16 protein-coding genes are annotated in these 14756 nt (G+C 62.4%); 7 read left to right on the top strand and 9 right to left on the bottom strand.

The window, feature by feature from the left end; all coding sequences use genetic code 11:
* Window positions 1-5: 5 nt before the first annotated feature.
* The 3 genes from DS839_RS12400 to DS839_RS12390 all read right to left on the bottom strand — a co-directional run bounded on the left by DS839_RS12400 (window position 6) and on the right by DS839_RS12390 (window position 3085).
* Window positions 6-734, bottom strand: a complete 729-nt coding sequence (locus DS839_RS12400) for an ankyrin repeat domain-containing protein (RefSeq protein WP_162918477.1) — start codon at window positions 732-734, stop codon at window positions 6-8.
* A gap of 182 nt (window positions 735-916) precedes the next feature.
* On the bottom strand, window positions 917-1792 hold the full coding sequence (gene phhA, locus DS839_RS12395) for a phenylalanine 4-monooxygenase (RefSeq protein ID WP_119270635.1): 876 nt from the start codon (window positions 1790-1792) through the stop codon (window positions 917-919).
* 120 nt (window positions 1793-1912) lie between these two features.
* Window positions 1913-3085, bottom strand: coding sequence for an NAD(P)/FAD-dependent oxidoreductase (locus DS839_RS12390; RefSeq protein ID WP_119270634.1), 1173 nt, complete (start codon window positions 3083-3085; stop codon window positions 1913-1915).
* A 112-nt stretch (window positions 3086-3197) separates the two neighbouring features.
* Between DS839_RS12390 and DS839_RS12385 the strand changes: the two genes are divergently transcribed.
* From DS839_RS12385 to asnB, 4 genes are read left to right on the top strand one after another with little or no spacing between them, the layout of a single operon-like run.
* Window positions 3198-4070 (top strand): HpcH/HpaI aldolase/citrate lyase family protein, encoded by an 873-nt coding sequence (locus DS839_RS12385; protein WP_162918476.1) that lies wholly within the window; start codon window positions 3198-3200, stop codon window positions 4068-4070.
* A complete protein-coding gene (locus DS839_RS12380; protein ID WP_119270632.1) occupies window positions 4067-4543 on the top strand; it encodes a hypothetical protein in 477 nt (158 codons plus the stop codon). The genes DS839_RS12385 and DS839_RS12380 overlap by 4 nt, the downstream gene beginning before the upstream one ends.
* Entirely contained in the window at window positions 4536-5591 is a 1056-nt protein-coding gene (locus DS839_RS12375) for a MaoC family dehydratase (RefSeq protein WP_119270631.1), read from the top strand. The genes DS839_RS12380 and DS839_RS12375 overlap by 8 nt, the downstream gene beginning before the upstream one ends.
* A gap of 27 nt (window positions 5592-5618) precedes the next feature.
* A complete protein-coding gene (gene asnB, locus DS839_RS12370) occupies window positions 5619-7475 on the top strand; it encodes an asparagine synthase (glutamine-hydrolyzing) (RefSeq protein ID WP_119270630.1) in 1857 nt (618 codons plus the stop codon).
* A gap of 66 nt (window positions 7476-7541) precedes the next feature.
* On the opposite strand, the gene DS839_RS12365 is transcribed toward asnB, so the two are convergent.
* The 5 genes from DS839_RS12365 to DS839_RS12345 all read right to left on the bottom strand — a co-directional run bounded on the left by DS839_RS12365 (window position 7542) and on the right by DS839_RS12345 (window position 12073).
* Entirely contained in the window at window positions 7542-8309 is a 768-nt protein-coding gene (locus tag DS839_RS12365; RefSeq protein WP_119270812.1) for an isocitrate lyase/PEP mutase family protein, read from the bottom strand.
* A gap of 95 nt (window positions 8310-8404) precedes the next feature.
* Window positions 8405-9349 (bottom strand): AEC family transporter, encoded by a 945-nt coding sequence (locus tag DS839_RS12360; protein ID WP_162918475.1) that lies wholly within the window; start codon window positions 9347-9349, stop codon window positions 8405-8407.
* A gap of 23 nt (window positions 9350-9372) precedes the next feature.
* Complete coding sequence (locus DS839_RS12355; RefSeq protein WP_119270628.1) at window positions 9373-9720, bottom strand: hypothetical protein; 348 nt, start codon at window positions 9718-9720, stop codon at window positions 9373-9375.
* A complete protein-coding gene (locus DS839_RS12350; protein ID WP_119270627.1) occupies window positions 9717-10097 on the bottom strand; it encodes a hypothetical protein in 381 nt (126 codons plus the stop codon). The genes DS839_RS12355 and DS839_RS12350 overlap by 4 nt, the downstream gene beginning before the upstream one ends.
* Window positions 10094-12073, bottom strand: coding sequence for a methylmalonyl-CoA mutase family protein (locus tag DS839_RS12345; RefSeq protein WP_368911561.1), 1980 nt, complete (start codon window positions 12071-12073; stop codon window positions 10094-10096). Before DS839_RS12345 ends, DS839_RS12350 begins: the two co-directional genes overlap by 4 nt.
* A gap of 20 nt (window positions 12074-12093) precedes the next feature.
* Here DS839_RS12345 and DS839_RS36410 point away from each other — a divergent pair, with 20 nt between their 5' ends.
* Genes DS839_RS36410 through DS839_RS12335 form a run of 3 tightly spaced genes read left to right on the top strand, consistent with a single transcriptional unit; the run spans window position 12094 to window position 13900 of the window.
* Entirely contained in the window at window positions 12094-12300 is a 207-nt protein-coding gene (locus tag DS839_RS36410; protein WP_162918474.1) for a hypothetical protein, read from the top strand.
* Window positions 12301-12336: 36 nt separating this feature from the next.
* Window positions 12337-13638, top strand: coding sequence for a crotonyl-CoA carboxylase/reductase (ccrA, locus tag DS839_RS12340; protein WP_119270625.1), 1302 nt, complete (start codon window positions 12337-12339; stop codon window positions 13636-13638).
* 4 nt (window positions 13639-13642) lie between these two features.
* Complete coding sequence (locus tag DS839_RS12335; RefSeq protein ID WP_119270624.1) at window positions 13643-13900, top strand: TfoX/Sxy family DNA transformation protein; 258 nt, start codon at window positions 13643-13645, stop codon at window positions 13898-13900.
* On the opposite strand, the gene DS839_RS12330 is transcribed toward DS839_RS12335, so the two are convergent.
* Window positions 13868-14743, bottom strand: coding sequence for a YihY/virulence factor BrkB family protein (locus tag DS839_RS12330; protein ID WP_119270623.1), 876 nt, complete (start codon window positions 14741-14743; stop codon window positions 13868-13870). The two genes, DS839_RS12335 and DS839_RS12330, sit on opposite strands and share 33 nt — an antisense overlap.
* Between the last annotated feature and the right edge of the window lie 13 nt (window positions 14744-14756).

Here is a 14756-nt window from a genome sequence, read left to right as displayed (position 1 = left end):
GCAGTTCAATGCGCACCTGCTTTGGACATGATGTCGATCAGCAAGCTTGCATTCGGCGAGCATTTTCGCACATAGAAGAGTGGTGTGCGGCCATTGATATCCTCAGCATTCATGTCGGCTCCATGCGCGATCAGGAATCGAACCATTTCGTGATTGACGATCGCGCCGATCGCGCCATTGCAGCAGGCGTTGGCATGGTGGAGCGGCGTTTGACCGAACAGATTGTCTCTCGCATTTAAGTTGGCACCCGCCGCGACAAGCAGCTCTGCCTCCTCTACCTCTCCTTGTTGAGCGATGTAATGCAGGACGGAGATATTTGTCGTTCGCTCTGCGGCATTGGGATTGGCACCTGCTTTCAGCAAGATTTGCAGGACATCGAGATTGTGCGCCGCACCGGATGCATAAACGAGGAGCGCGGTCCGTCCCAGATTGTCGAGCGCATCGACCTGGGCTCCTCTCTGGACGAGAATTCGAGTGATCGCCGGTTGGCCGGACAGTGCTGCCGTGTGCAGCGGGCTCATTCCCCCGAATCCCGGCATCTGCGGATCGGCTCCGGCATCGAGAAGCGCAACCACGATCTCCGGAGGGCCCAGCGCCGCTGCGAGATTTATCGGCCCCCCATAAGACGAAGAGCGGTTCGAGTCCGCGCCACCTCTGAGCAGCGCCTGAACTTGTTCGCTGTCTCTCGCCTTTATAGCGGCAGTCAGATCGTCAGCCGCAACCGGGCCAGCCATGACCATCGCTGCAGCGAGAATTGCCGCGAGAGCTGACGTGCAGGATAGGCGCCGGTCCAAGCAAACGGCTCGCTGTTTGCGCCCCCGGAACAAGACTATTGCATAGGATATCCAGAAAAAAGACAGCCACGCTTACATACGCTCATGGAAGCGAGCGTTCAGATGCGGCTGGAGATTCCTCTTCATTTGAGCTTCGTCTTGGTCTTGGGGAAATCGCGCCAATACTCGCCTGTGCCTTTGCGGATGACTTTGTCTTGCTCCAGTATTTCGAAAGGCGTGAGTGTCGGCTCGGGGCGCACCTCATCGATGAGCGCAAGGATATCCCTTCCCTCCAACAAGTCGAACAGATCCTCGAAGCGATCGATCACGAAATAGCTCGCCTGGAGGTCGTCGATATAATAGCCGGTGCGGAGCACGCGCTCTAAGTCGAAGGCGAGCTCGTGGGCGGAGTTGTCCCCCGCCACATATTTCGCCTCGCCATAAGATGAGACGATTCCGGCGCCATAGATGCGCACGCCCTCGGGCTTGCGGATCAGCCCGAACTCGATCGTGTACCAGTTGAGACGGGCGAGGAATTTTACCGCCTTTCGTTCCATGCCCTGAAGCCCGACACGGCCATATTCGTTCATGTAGTCGGCATAGGCCTGATTGGTGAGAAGGGGCACATGGCCGAAGACATCGTGGAAGATATCGGGCTCCTCCAGATAGTCGAGCTGCTCGCGGCTCCTGATGAAGGTTCCGGCCGGAAACTGGCCGTTGGCGAGCATCTGGAAGAAAGGCCGCGACGGTATGAGGCCCGGCACCGCGACGACCTCCCAGCCGGTGATCTTGCGAAGCCTCGCATTCATGCGGTCGAAATTGGGCACGCCTTCCGGGCCGATGCCGAGCGCCGAGAGGCCGTCGAGATATTCCTGGGCGACGCGGCCCTTCAGTGTCGCGAGCTGGCGCTCGAACAGCGTGCCCCAGATGGCGTGGTCCTCCTTGCTGTAACCGTCCCATCTCTGGTCGATGATGCAGTCTTCTACGGTCTGGGCGGTCAAAACGGTGTGCGCGGACATGACGTTCACTCCTCAGGGCCAGTGGCGGACTGGGCCGGCGCAATTGGTATGTCCGAATATATAGTGGCCGTGCGCGCCAAATCAGCGTTTTTGGTCGCGCAATGCGGAAAAAGAGGCGGCCTAGATCACATTGCGCTCGAAAAGCGGCACCTTCCGGGCGATGCGCTCGAAGCCGAAGCGCTCGAGATCGATCGTGCGGTAGCCGCCATGGATGATGAGCTCGGCAATGGCATTGCCGGCGCCGGGACCCTGCTGCAGGCCATGACCGGAAAAACCATTGGCGAAGAGAAAATTCGAAACCTGCGGATGCGGCCCGATGACGGCATTCTGGTCGAGCGCGTTGTAGTCGTAATGGCCGACCCAGGCATTGACGACCTTGATCGCTTCGAAGGCCGGCACGCGGGCGGCAAGCGTTTCCCAGATGCGCTCCTCGAACCAGGCGTAATCGACTTCCCAGTTCATCTCGCGGGGCTCGTCCACTTCCTCCGGCGATAGGCCGCAAATGAACTGCCGGCCCTCGGGACGGAAATAGATGCCGGAAATATCGACGGTGAGCGGCGCCTTGTGCAGCGCTTCGCTGGCGCCCGGACAATCGAGCACATAGACATAGCGCTTGCGCGGGCCCACCGGGAGCTCGATGCCCGCCATGCGGGCGAGCGCGCCGGCGCCGGTGCCGCCGGCATTGACCAGCGTGCCGCAGGCGATCTCGCTGCCGTCGGTAAGGGTCAGGGACGAAGCGCGGCCTCCCGTCTTCTTCACCGACGCGACTTCGCCCTGGATGATGTCGACGCCGCGCGCCGCGGCCGCCTTGCGGAACAGGCCCATCAGCGAATAGGGATCGAGCCAGCCCTCACCGCTCTTGCCAAAGCAGCCGAGCGCCAGGCCATCGGTCACCAGCCAGGGAAACTGCTTCGCCAGGCCCTGTGCGTCGAGCAGCACATTGTCGGCGCCGTTTTCGACCTGGATGGCATGGTTCTCTTCGAGGATCGCCCTGCCGTTCTCGGAAGCGAGGATCAGATAGCCCTGCTCGTGGAAGCCCACATCGGCCTCGGGACCGAATTCCTCCTTGAGACGGCGCAGGATGTTGAGCCCGAATTTCGACAGGCGGATATTCTCGGGCGTCGAGAATTGCTGGCGGATGCCGCCGCAAGAACGCGCGGTGCATCCATTGGCGTAGCTGGTGTCGCGCTCGATCAGCGCGATCGTGCCCGTGAAACCTTGCTTCTTGAGGAAATAGGCGGCACTGCTTCCGACGATGCCGCCGCCGACGATTACAACATCATAGGTCTTCATGGTGCGGCACTCTGCCCAAAGACGAAAACACTCTCAAGCCTTTCATCCGTCGGCCAGGCTTGGCAGATATGACAAGAATGAATAGGGTCTCGCGAATTTATCAGGACTGGATATGAAAATCAGACCTCGCCGCAGCGTCCTCTATATGCCGGGCGCCAATGACCGGGCGCTCGAAAAGGCCAAGAGCCTCCCCGCCGATGCGCTCATCCTCGATCTCGAGGATTCGGTGGCCCCCGAGGCCAAGCCCGAAGCCCGCGACAAGGTGATCGCCGCCGTCAAGAGCGGCGGCTACGGGCGGCGCGAGCTCATCATCAGGATCAATGCGATCGAGACGCCCTGGGGGGCCGACGACCTCAAGGCCGCCGCCGCGGCGGGGCCCGATGCCATTCTGGTGCCCAAGGTCTCGCGGCCGGGCGACATGGCGAGCGCCGCCAAGCTGCTCAAGGCCTATGGCGCGCCCAACCATACGCGGCTCTGGGCGATGATGGAGACGCCGCTCGCCATCCTCAATGCGCGCGACATAGCGAGCGTCGCCGGCGATGCCGAATCCCGTTTCTCCTGCCTGGTGCTCGGCACCAACGACCTGTTGAAAGAATCGCGCGCCAGAGCCTTGGGCGACCGTTTCGCCATCATCCCGTGGCTCGCAGGGAGTGTCCTCGCCGCCCGCGCGTTCGGCCTCGATGTGATCGACGGCGTCTATAACGACTTCAAGGACGAAATGGGCTTCAAGGCCGAATGCGAGCAGGGGCGCACCCTCGGCATGGACGGCAAGACGCTCATCCATCCTTCGCAGATCGAGCCGTGCAACCGGATATTCTCGCCGTCCGAGGAGGAGGTCTCCTGGTCGCGCAAAGTGATCCAGGCCTTCGCTTTGCCGGAACACAAGAGCAAGGGGGTCATTACCGTCGAGGGGCGCATGGTGGAAAGGCTGCATCTGGTGATGGCCGAGCGGGTCGTCGCCATCTGGGAGGCTATTGCGCGGTGAGCTCTGCCATCGATCCGCTGGAAGTGGCGGCGCTGCTCGCCGATGAAATTTCCGGCGCCGACCATAGGCCGGCGGAGATCTCCCGACTTATCCGCGCTGTCGATACGCTCACTTATTCGCTTCACTCGATCGGTGCGGATGTTCCAGCCAATGAAGAGACGGAGTTGGAGGCGCCGCAATTCGACTATCGTGAGGCCTATGAGGCCATCAAGCAGCGCTACCCGACCTTGGGACATTATTGGCTTGCCCTTCATGCCATCGTCGAAGACGGCGCGGACGGAGAGCTGGCGGTTGGCGACGCGATCGACGATCTGGCGGATATTCTCATCGCGCTGCGTGAAGTTCGGTGGATCAGTGAGCACGCCGATCGGAGGAATGCGCTTGCGGCATTGCGCTTCAGATACGATATGCATTTGTGGATGCACGTTCATTCCCTTCGCCAGTATCTTGAAGAGATGAGGCACGATGACTGACACGAAGACCAATCCGGGCAATTTCTTCGAGGATTTCCGCTTGGGCCAGGTAATCCGCCATGCGACGCCACGCACCGTGACGGCGGGCGATCAGGCGCTCTACACCGCGCTCTACGGGACACGCTTCGCCGTTCAGTCGTCCGATACCTTCGCCCGCGCCATCGGCTATGGCCATGCGCCGGTCGACGACCTCCTCGTTTTCCATATCGTCTTCGGCAAGACGGTGCCCGATATCTCGCTCAACGCCGTCGCCAATCTGGGCTATGCCGACGGCCATTTCCTGAAGCCCGTCTATCCGGGCGACACGCTCAGCGCCACATCGGAAGTGATCGGCCTCAAGGAGAATTCCAACGGCAAGACCGGCACGGTCTATGTGCGCTCGACCGGCCTCAACCAGGAGGGCGATGCGGTCCTGAGCTATGTGCGCTGGGTGATGGTGCGCAAGCGCGATGAGAAGTCACCGGCGTCCAAGGCCACGGTCCCGGACCTGCCCGAGGCCGTGCTGCCGGCCGATCTCGGCGCCGGGTGCCCCAAGGTCGCCGGCAAGGTCTGGGACGACGCGCTCTCGGGCTCAGTCCATCGCTTCAGGGACTACAAAAAAGGCGAGCGCATCGATCATGTCGACGGCATGACGGTGGAAGAGGCGGAGCACATGCTGGCGACGCGGCTCTATCAGAATACCGCCAAGGTGCATTTCGATCAGCTCAGCGAAGCCAAGGGCCGCTTCGGGCGGCGGCTCATCTATGGCGGCCATGTCATCTCGCTGGCCCGGGCTCTCTCCTTCAACGGCCTCGGCAACGCCTTCCATGTGGCGGCCATCAATGGCGGCCGCCATGTGGCGCCGCTCTTCGCCCAAGGCACCGTCTACGCCTGGTCGGAGATCGTCGAGACCGCCGATGTGCCGGCGCAGTCCGATCTCGGCGCCTTGCGCATCCTGACGCGCGCGACCCGCGACCTGCCCGCCAAGGATTTCCCGACCAAGGAAGCGACGGCGCAAGAGCCGGGTGTGATCCTCGAATTCGACTACTGGGTATTGCTGCCGCGGTAACAGGGGACCCTGAAAGGCTGGACGGCCATGTGTGGAATCGTCGCGATCTTCTCGCGCAGAAAGCCGATCGAGCCCGAGGTGCTCGCTCGGGCAACCGACCGGCTCCGGCATCGCGGCCCGGATGGAGAGGGCTTTTGGATTTCGCCTGATCGGCGGACCGGCCTTGGCCACCGGCGTCTCAGCATCATCGATCTTGCGACGGGCGATCAGCCGATCGCCAGCGAAGACGGCCACACACGCATCGTGGTCAATGGCGAGTTCTATGGCTATGAGTCGATCCAGCGCGAGCTCGAGGCATCCGGTCACCGATTGCGCACGCGCTCGGACAGTGAGATTGCGTTGCATCTTTACGAGGACCTTGGCGTGGAGTGCCTGCACCGGCTGCGCGGCGAGTTCGCCTTTGTGCTGTGGGACGAAAGAAGCCGCACTGTGTTTGCCGCGCGCGATCGCTTTGGAATCAAACCGCTGTTCTATGCGTGGCATGACGATACGCTGTTTATCGCCTCGGAAGTGAAGGCGCTCTTTGCCGCCGGTTTGCCGGCGCGGTGGGATGCCGAATCCTTCTACCATGCCTTGACCTCCGCCGGCGGGCAGGAGCGCACGCTGTTTGCGGGCGTTCTGCAAATTCCGCCTGGCCATTATATGATCGCCACCGAGAAGCGAGTGCGGATCAGCCAATATTGGGACTTCAATTTTCGTCAGGAACGCTTTCCGCCGCCACAACGTTCGGACGCAGACTGGGCAGCGGAGCTTCGCAGCGCGCTCGATGAGGCGGTCCGCATTCGCCTGCGCGCCGATGTGCCGGTGGCGTGCTATCTCAGCGGCGGCATCGATTCCTGCGCGGTGCTCGGACTGGCGGCGCGGCATCACCCTCGTCCCATTCGCGCCTTCAACATCAGTTTCGACGATCCGCGGTTCGACGAGAAAGAGATCGCTCGAGAAATGGCGGCCAAGGCGAACGCCGAATTCGTTTCGATCCCCGCCCGGCAGGACGATCTCGCGGATCATTTTGCCGACGCCATCGAACAGGCCGAGACGCTCTGCAATAATGCTCATGGCGTGGCCAAGTATCTGCTGAGCCGGGTTGTGCGCGATGCCGGATTCAAGGTTGTCCTCACGGGAGAAGGCGCTGATGAGATTCTTGCGGGCTATCCCGAATTTCGATTTGATATGCAGCGTGCGGGAACGCCTGCGGACCCGAATGGCGTAGTATTGCCGCTCGACACGGTGAGAAAGCGGCTTGGTGTTGCTCCCTACTGGATGGAGATCCGGGCTGCTGCTGCGCAATCCATGCAGGGCTTCATGGCGAAGGAATTCCTGGAAAGATTTCCCCGGAGCGATTGCTACCGCGCCTTGATCAGCGAGATCAATGTGCCGGCCCAGCTTGCGGGACGGCATCCGCTGAACCAGGCGCTGTACCTTGGCGCAAAGAGCAGGATGCCGACCTATATTCTCACGATGCTGAGCGATCGCGTGGAAATGGCGCACTCGGTCGAGGGCCGCCTGCCTTTCCTCGATCATCATGTCGTCGAGGTTATGAGCGCCCAGCCGGTGAGCCAGAAGATACGCGGCAAGACCGAGAAATACGTGCTTCGCGAGGCAACGCGCGATGTCGTCAGCGACACCGTCTATCGCCGGCGCAAACACCCCTTCGCCACGCCTCCTGCCACGCTGCGGCGGCGGGAGAGATTGAATACGCTGGTACAGGACATGCTCCGGGGACCGGCTCTCGCCGCCATCCCTTATCTTGATCAGAAGCGGATCGTGGCTTTACTCGACCGCCTTCCTTCATTCGATGACAAAAGGCTGTCCAGCATTGATCGGGCGCTGATGCGGCTTGCGAGCGCCTGCGTCCTGCAGGAACGATATCGCCTGGCCACATAACGGATCGACAGAACGAGCAGCGGGAAAGATCGTCACATGCTCAATGCGCTTGTCACCCAATGCCGCTCAGAGGTGAGCGCCGCGCGCGGCGTCTTCGAGCGCCTTCATGGCCAGCAGATAGGGACCGGGGCCGTGGCTCAAGCGCGCGACACCAGCATGCGCGAGCTCGTCGCGTGACGGGGTCGTTGTGCCGACCATGATGTTGAGGGGAAGCGAGGAAGTCTTGGCGAGGCGTTCGATCAGAGCGATCTTGTCGAGGCCAGGCGCGAAAAGCCCGCTGGCGCCGGCTTGCGCATAGGCCCGGCCGCGCTCCAGCGCCGCATCGATCATGGCATCGTCATGCGCCTCGGGTTCGTGCTGGAAAAAGATATCCGTGCGAGCATTGATGAAGAAGGGAAGGTGGGCGGCATCGGCCGCCCGCCGCGCCGCACGGATGCGCTCGACCTGGTCCGTCGCCGGGCGGAGAGTTCCGTCGGCGGGAAAGCTGTCCTCGAGATTGCAGCCTATGGCGCCCGCTTCGATCGCCATGCCGATGGTCTCGCCGACCTTTGCCGGCGTGTCGCCATAGCCCGATTCCAGATCGACCGTCACGGGAAGGTCCGTCACCTTGACGATGCGCCGCAGATTGTCGATGGCCACAGCGAGCGGCAGATGCTCGCCATCGGCAAAACCCTGCGCATTGGCGACCGACCAGCTCCCCGTCGCCAGCGCGCGGGCGCCCGCGGCGGCAACCGCCTTGGCGCTGCCCGCATCCCAGATATTGAAGAGAATGAGGGGATTTCCGGCCCTGTGCAGCGCGTGGAATTCTTCGGCCTTGCGGGTCTGGTCGGTCATCGTCATCACCTCTCGCTCAATGATCAGTGCCGGATTGGCAGCGCAGCTAAGCATCCCCTGATGACAGTTGCTGTCAGGATTTTCAGCGAACGGGCCTAGATCAAGCCTGAATCCATGAACAGGAACAGAACGCTCAAGGTGACGAGCGACAGCGCCGTCCCAAGCGCGATGGCGCCCGAAACCGCAGCCGTTCCCGTGGCGTAACGTTCGGCGAACAAATAGGCATTGGCGCCGGTCGGCATCGCGGCGAGGACCAGCGCGATCTGGATCCAGAAGGGCTCGAGGCCGACGACATGGCGCGCGATCAGCCAGACCGTGAGCGGCAGGAGGAGCATTTTCAAGATCATGAGCGTGAGGATGCCGCGCCATTGACCCTTGAGGCTGTAGGCCGCGAGCGACAGGCCCAGCGCCACAAGCGCCGTCGGGATGCCGGCTTCTCCCAGGAGCTCGAGGAAACGGTCGGGCACCGGATGAAGGCCCAAGCCTGTCACTCGCCACAAAGAGCCCAAAAGCAGCGCCAGCACGATCGGATTGCGAATGAGCTGGCTCGCCAGTTGCCGGGCGATGGTGAGGACGGAAGGGAGATGGCCATGGCCCGAGGACTCGATATGGATCACGGCGGCCAGCCACAATATCGGCGCGTGGATGGACAGGACGAATCCGACGGGCAGAGCGGCGCGGTCGCCGAAATGCGCCAGCGTCAAGGGCAGGCCGAGCATGGCCAGATTGCCGAATGAGGCGCCCATCGCCGCCGAGGCCGGTGCGGCGGCGATGAGTTTCGTGGTGTTGGCGATGACGGTGGTGACGAGCCAGACAAAAGCAATGCCGCCGAACAGCGCCGACCAGAGCGGCCAGGGCGACAGGCTCTGCTGATCGATCACCGCCACGGTGCGGAAGAGCAGCGCCGGCATGGCGAGATTGAACACGACCTGGCTCAGGCCCTGGCCGGCGGCGGCGCCGATGAACTTCGTCCGCGCGCAAATGAAGCCGAGCGCGATCAGGCCGAAGACCGGGAGAATGGTGGTGAGGACCGAAGACATGAAGCGCCGGCACAATAGCCGGTTCAGCGCACAAGGCTATAGCGTTTGCCGTACCAGCGCAGGGATTGTTCCTCGATCCGGACGGCACTGCCAGCCTCTGGCGGTCGCCAATCGGGCCAGGCTACGACCGCGAGCGTCCGGCCATCCGGCAGATCGATGAAAACGCGCGGCAGGCTTTGACCCTTGTCGGACTGGTGCACCGTCCAACGGACGTAACGGCCTTCGATGATGTGACGCGAGACGGCTACATTGGTGGTCCAGAAAATCAGACCCGCTATGATGAGAAGCCCAAAGGGGATTGCCAGGAGATTTCCGCGGAGGGCCTCGGAAGTCAGCTGCCGGCTGAGTTTCCTTGCCGCGTCTTTTCTCATGTCGCGCGCTCGCCTTCCCTCCCGCTCTGCGCCGGAGGGGCAAGACTGTAGCTCTTGCCGAACCAACGGAGCGTAACTTCGTAGAGGCGGATGGCGTCACCGACTGCCGGTGGTTGCCAATCGGGCCAGGCCTTGACCATGGTCGTCCGGCCATCCGGAAGATCGACGAAAACCTGGATCAAGGGTGGGCCTTGACGGGATATCGCCGTCCAGCGGGCGAACTTGCCTTCGATCGTCCGTGAAGAGACAGGCTCATTCGTCAACCAGACGCCGAGGGCAGCGGTGAGTGCAAAGACAAAGGCAAAGGCGTAAAGATTGCGGCGAACAAAATCGAAAATCAGCCATCGGGTGATGCTCTGATTGCTTGGGCGCTTCATGCCGCGTGTTCGCTTTCCCTGGCGTCGATCATTTTCACCAGATCGGTCATGATGCGGTTGAGATCGAAGTCCTTGGGCGTATAGACCCGGGCGACGCCCAGTTGCTTCAGCACCAGCACGTCTTCGGGCGGGATGATACCGCCGGCGACGACCGGCACGTGACCTAGCCCTGCGGTGCGCATGCGGTTCATCACGTCGCGCACCAGCGGCACATGCGAGCCCGACAGGATCGAGAGGCCGACGACATGGACGCCTTGCTCGAGCGCTGCCTTGACGATCTGCTCCGGTGTCAGGCGGATGCCCTCATAAGAGACCTCGAAGCCGCAATCGGCGGCGCGCACGGCAATCTGCTCGGCGCCATTGGAATGGCCGTCGAGGCCGGGCTTGCCGACCAGGAATTTGGGCTTCATGCCGAGCTTGGCGGAAAGCGCCTCGACCGCCTCGCGCACGTCGGCGATGGGTTGCGATGCATCGCCGCGCATGAGCAATGTGACGCCGGTCGGCGCGCGGTATTCGCCGAAGACGCGGCGCAAGGTCTCGCCCCATTCGCCGGTGGTGACGCCCGCCTTGGCGCAGGCGATCGACGGCTCCATGATGTTGCGGCCCTCGCGCGCGGCGGATTCGAGATCCTTCAATGAGGCGGCGGCAGCTTTCTTGTTTCGTGCAGCGCGCCAGGCCTTCAGTTTCTCGATCTGCTCATATTCGACCGTCTCGGGAACGGTGAGGATGGCCTCGCCATCTTCCGCGGCGAGCGGCGACGGCTCGGAGGAGGTGAAGGCATTGACGCCGACGACCTTCGTCTCGCCCGCCTCGATAGCGCGCAGGCGCTCGGCATTGGACTCGACCAGCGCCCTCTTCATGTAGCCCGCTTCGATCGCCGTGATGGCGCCACCCATAGCGAGGACGCTCTCGAGCTCGACGCGCGCTTGAGCCTTCAATTGCTCGACCTTGGCCTCGATCTCCTTCGAGCCGTCGAAGATGTCGCCATATTCGAGAAGATCGCTCTCATAGGCGACGATCTGCTGCATGCGCAAAGACCATTGCTGGTCCCAGGGCCGGGGGAGGCCGAGCGCTTCGTTCCAGGCCGGCAGCTGCACGGCGCGGGCACGCGCATTTTTCGACAGCACCACGGCCAGCATCTCGAGCAAAATGCGATAGACGTTGTTCTCGGGCTGCTGCTCGGTGAGGCCAAGCGAATTGACCTGCACGCCATAGCGGAAGCGGCGTAGCTTCTCGTCCACGACACCATAGCGGTCGCGGCAGATCTCGTCCCACAATTCGGTGAAGGCCCGCATCTTGCAGATCTCGGTGATGAAGCGGATGCCGGCATTGACGAAGAAGGAGATGCGCCCGACCACTTGCGGGAATTCATCTTGCGTGATCGTGCTCGACGCCTTGACGCCATCCAGCACAGCGATCGCGGTCGCCAGCGCGAAGCTCAATTCCTGCACCGGTGTCGCGCCCGCTTCCTGCAAATGGTACGAGCAGACATTCATCGGATTCCACTTGGGAAGCTCGGCGGAACTGAAGGCGATCGTGTCGGTGATGAGCCGCATCGACGGTTTTGGCGGGAACACATAAGTGCCGCGCGAGAGATATTCCTTGATGATGTCGTTCTGGGTGGTGCCCGAGAGGTTTCCGCGCGGCGAGCCCTGCTCGTCGGCCGCGGCGACATAGAGGGCGAGAAGCCAGGCCGCCGTGGCGTTGATCGTCATCGAGGTGTTCATCTCGCCCAAGGGGATGCCCTCGAACAAGGTCTTCATGTCGCCCAGATGCGCGATCGGCACGCCGACCTTGCCGACTTCGCCCCGGGCCAGCGTATGGTCGCTGTCATAGCCGGTCTGGGTCGGGAGATCGAAGGCGACGGAAAGGCCGGTCTGGCCCTTGGCCAGATTAGTGCGGAACAGGCGGTTGCTGTCGGCCGCCGTCGAATGGCCGGCATAGGTCCGGAAGATCCAGGGTCGGTCACGCGTCATGGCCCATGAAAGCATGGGTTATGCTGCGGCGCAACAATTCCGTGCGGACCGCCATTTTGCCCGGAAATGAGGCAGGATCGGATTGGGCGGTCGATAAACAGGCTTGGACCAAGCGAAAGAGCTTCTTCCAAAAACCGGGCAGTTCTGCCCAAAACTGCGGCAAACTGTCCCGATTTGCCAGTGAGCAGGCGCACAATGTGCTTTTGTTGCATCGCAAACTGCGTTAGCCTTTTGCCCAACTGGGGGGAATGGAGGACCAAGCCATGAAGGCGCAGGCCAAGACCACGCTGAGCGAACCCGCCGCCAACGCCAATCAGCCGGTGAAGGATCTCTATGAGATCGGTGAGATCCCGCCGCTCGGCCATGTGCCGGCGAAGATGTATGCCTGGACCATCCGGCAGGAGCGGCACGGGCCTCCCGACAGCGCCATGCAGGTCGAGGTCGTCCCCACCTGGACGATCGGCGAAGACGAAGTGCTCGTCCTCGTGATGGCCGCCGGCGTCAATTACAATGGCGTGTGGGCGGCCCTCGGCAAGCCGATCTCGCCCATCGACGGCCACAAGAACCCCTATCATATCGCGGGCTCGGACGCGTCCGGCATCGTCTATGCCATCGGCTCGAAGGTGAAGCGCTGGGCGGTCGGCGATGAGGTCGTCATCCACTGCAACCAGGACGATGGCGATGACGAGGAGTGCAATGGCGGCGATCCGATGTTTTCGCCCTCGCAGCGCATCTGGGGCTATGAGACACCGGACGGGTCCTTCGCGCAATTCGCCCGCGTGCAGGCGCGCCAGCTTCTGCCGCGTCCCCAGCATTTGAGCTGGGAAGAATCGGCCTGCTACACGCTCACCCTCGCCACCGCCTATCGCATGCTGTTCGGCCACCGGCCGCACACGCTGAAGCCCGGCCAGAATGTCCTCGTCTGGGGCGCGTCGGGGGGCTTGGGCTCGATGGCGGTGCAGCTGATCGCCACCGCCGGCGGCAATGCCATCGGTGTGATCTCCGATGACGACAAGGCCGACTTCGTCATGTCGCTCGGCGCCAAGGGCGTCATCAACCGCAAGAACTTCAAATGCTGGGGCGAGATGCCGAAGGTCGGTACGAGCGAATACAATGACTGGCTGAAGAACGCGCGCGACTTCGGCAAAGCCATCTGGAATTTCACCGGCAAGGGCAACAATGTCGATCTGGTATTCGAGCATCCGGGCGAATCGACTTTCCCGGTCTCGGTCCTCGTCGTGAAGCGCGGCGGCATGGTGGTCATCTGCGCCGGCACCACCGGCTACAATCTCACCATGGATGCGCGCTACCTGTGGATGCATCAGAAGCGCGTGCAGGGCTCGCATTTCGCCAATCTCATGCAGGCGGCCAATGCCAACAAGCTGGTGCAGGCGCAGCGCATCGATCCGTGCATGTCGGAAGTCTATGCCTGGGCCGACATTCCCAAGGCGCATATGAAGATGTGGAAGAACGAGCACCGGCCCGGCAACATGGCGGTGCTGATCTCCGCACCGCGCACCGGGCTCAAGACCTTCGATGATGTGATCGAGGCCGCTTCGTCCTGACACCATGGACGAGGACCGCCTGCCGGTCGCGCGCTTGCGCAATCTCGGGCCCAAATCCGCGCGGCTCCTGGCCGAGGCCGGAATCCGGACGATCGCCGAATTGCGCGTGCTCGGCGCCGCCAAGGCTTATCGGCGTGTTGCGGACAAGGCTTCGCTCAATCTGCTTTGGGCGATCGCCGCCGGGCTCGAGCATCGCGACTGGCGCGAACTCACGCACAAGGAAAAAGACTCACTCCTTGCTCAGGTCCGCCGCCTCAGCTGAGGGTTGGCGGTATTTGCGCGCCAGCACGATGACGCGGTTGAGCTCGCCGCCGAGAATGAGCGCCAAGGCCGAGAGATAGATCAGGAACATCGCGGCGAAGAGGCCAGAGAGGCCGGCATAGGTCGAGGCGAAGGTCGCGAAATTCGACAGGAAGTAGGAATAGACGCTGGTGAGGACGAGCCATACGGCGACGGTGAGGAAGACGCCCGGCATCAGATAGTAGATCTTCACGCGGCGCGCGGGGAGGATCAGATGCGCCAGGAACAGTCCGATGACGAGGATGATGATGGCGAGGGGATAGCGATAGCGGTCGAAGATGACGATGACATCATCGAAGCCCGGCGCATAGGTACTGATGAAGTGAATGGCGGTCGGCGCCAGCACGATCAGAACCGCGAGCGCCAGCAGCAGGATGGCGGAACCGACGACAAATAGCGCCATGATGGCATAGAGCAGGAACGGGTTGCGGTCCTCGGTCAGCCCATAGGCGCGGTTGAGGGCCACCCGCACGCTGTCGACGCCGCCCATGGCGCTCCACACCGTGATGGCCGCGGAAACACTCAACAGGCCGGTGCGCGGATGGGTGAGCAGCGAGTTGATCTCCGGCGCGATCGGCGTCACGAATTCCTTCGGCGCCACGCTCAAGAGATAGGTGACGATGCGCGCCGCAAGCTCGGCGCTGCCGAAGAAGCCGGCGAGCGCGGTGAGAAAGATCAGGAACGGGAAGATCGAGAACAGAAAGCGGAAGGCGATGTTGCCGGCGAGCGGAATGGCTTCGTCGGCGAAGAGCCGCCTTATGGCTTCAAGCAGGAGCCGGGTGAGACTGGGCCGCTGTTCCGTCATGGCCAAGGCATAT

The sequence above is a fragment of the Taklimakanibacter deserti genome (genome assembly GCA_003574785.1).
Note: the sequence above shows the minus strand (reverse complement) of the source record. Positions and strands in the feature narration are given on the sequence as shown.

What these genes read in the sequence shown, in the direction of transcription:
- DS839_RS12400 (WP_162918477.1), bottom strand. Translation starts at nt 734, where the DNA reads ATGGCTGGCCCGGTTGCGGCTGACGATCTGACTGCCGCTATAAAGGCG.
- phhA (WP_119270635.1), bottom strand. Translation starts at nt 1,792, where the DNA reads ATGTCCGCGCACACCGTTTTGACCGCCCAGACCGTAGAAGACTGCATC.
- DS839_RS12390 (WP_119270634.1), bottom strand. Translation starts at nt 3,085, where the DNA reads ATGAAGACCTATGATGTTGTAATCGTCGGCGGCGGCATCGTCGGAAGC.
- DS839_RS12385 (WP_162918476.1), top strand. Translation starts at nt 3,198, where the DNA reads ATGAAAATCAGACCTCGCCGCAGCGTCCTCTATATGCCGGGCGCCAAT.
- DS839_RS12375 (WP_119270631.1), top strand. Translation starts at nt 4,536, where the DNA reads ATGACTGACACGAAGACCAATCCGGGCAATTTCTTCGAGGATTTCCGC.
- asnB (WP_119270630.1), top strand. Translation starts at nt 5,619, where the DNA reads ATGTGTGGAATCGTCGCGATCTTCTCGCGCAGAAAGCCGATCGAGCCC.
- DS839_RS12365 (WP_119270812.1), bottom strand. Translation starts at nt 8,309, where the DNA reads ATGACCGACCAGACCCGCAAGGCCGAAGAATTCCACGCGCTGCACAGG.
- DS839_RS12360 (WP_162918475.1), bottom strand. Translation starts at nt 9,349, where the DNA reads ATGTCTTCGGTCCTCACCACCATTCTCCCGGTCTTCGGCCTGATCGCG.
- DS839_RS12355 (WP_119270628.1), bottom strand. Translation starts at nt 9,720, where the DNA reads ATGAGAAAAGACGCGGCAAGGAAACTCAGCCGGCAGCTGACTTCCGAG.
- DS839_RS12350 (WP_119270627.1), bottom strand. Translation starts at nt 10,097, where the DNA reads ATGAAGCGCCCAAGCAATCAGAGCATCACCCGATGGCTGATTTTCGAT.
- DS839_RS12345 (WP_368911561.1), bottom strand. Translation starts at nt 12,073, where the DNA reads ATGACGCGTGACCGACCCTGGATCTTCCGGACCTATGCCGGCCATTCG.
- DS839_RS36410 (WP_162918474.1), top strand. Translation starts at nt 12,094, where the DNA reads ATGCTGCGGCGCAACAATTCCGTGCGGACCGCCATTTTGCCCGGAAAT.
- ccrA (WP_119270625.1), top strand. Translation starts at nt 12,337, where the DNA reads ATGAAGGCGCAGGCCAAGACCACGCTGAGCGAACCCGCCGCCAACGCC.
- DS839_RS12335 (WP_119270624.1), top strand. Translation starts at nt 13,643, where the DNA reads ATGGACGAGGACCGCCTGCCGGTCGCGCGCTTGCGCAATCTCGGGCCC.
- DS839_RS12330 (WP_119270623.1), bottom strand. Translation starts at nt 14,743, where the DNA reads ATGACGGAACAGCGGCCCAGTCTCACCCGGCTCCTGCTTGAAGCCATA.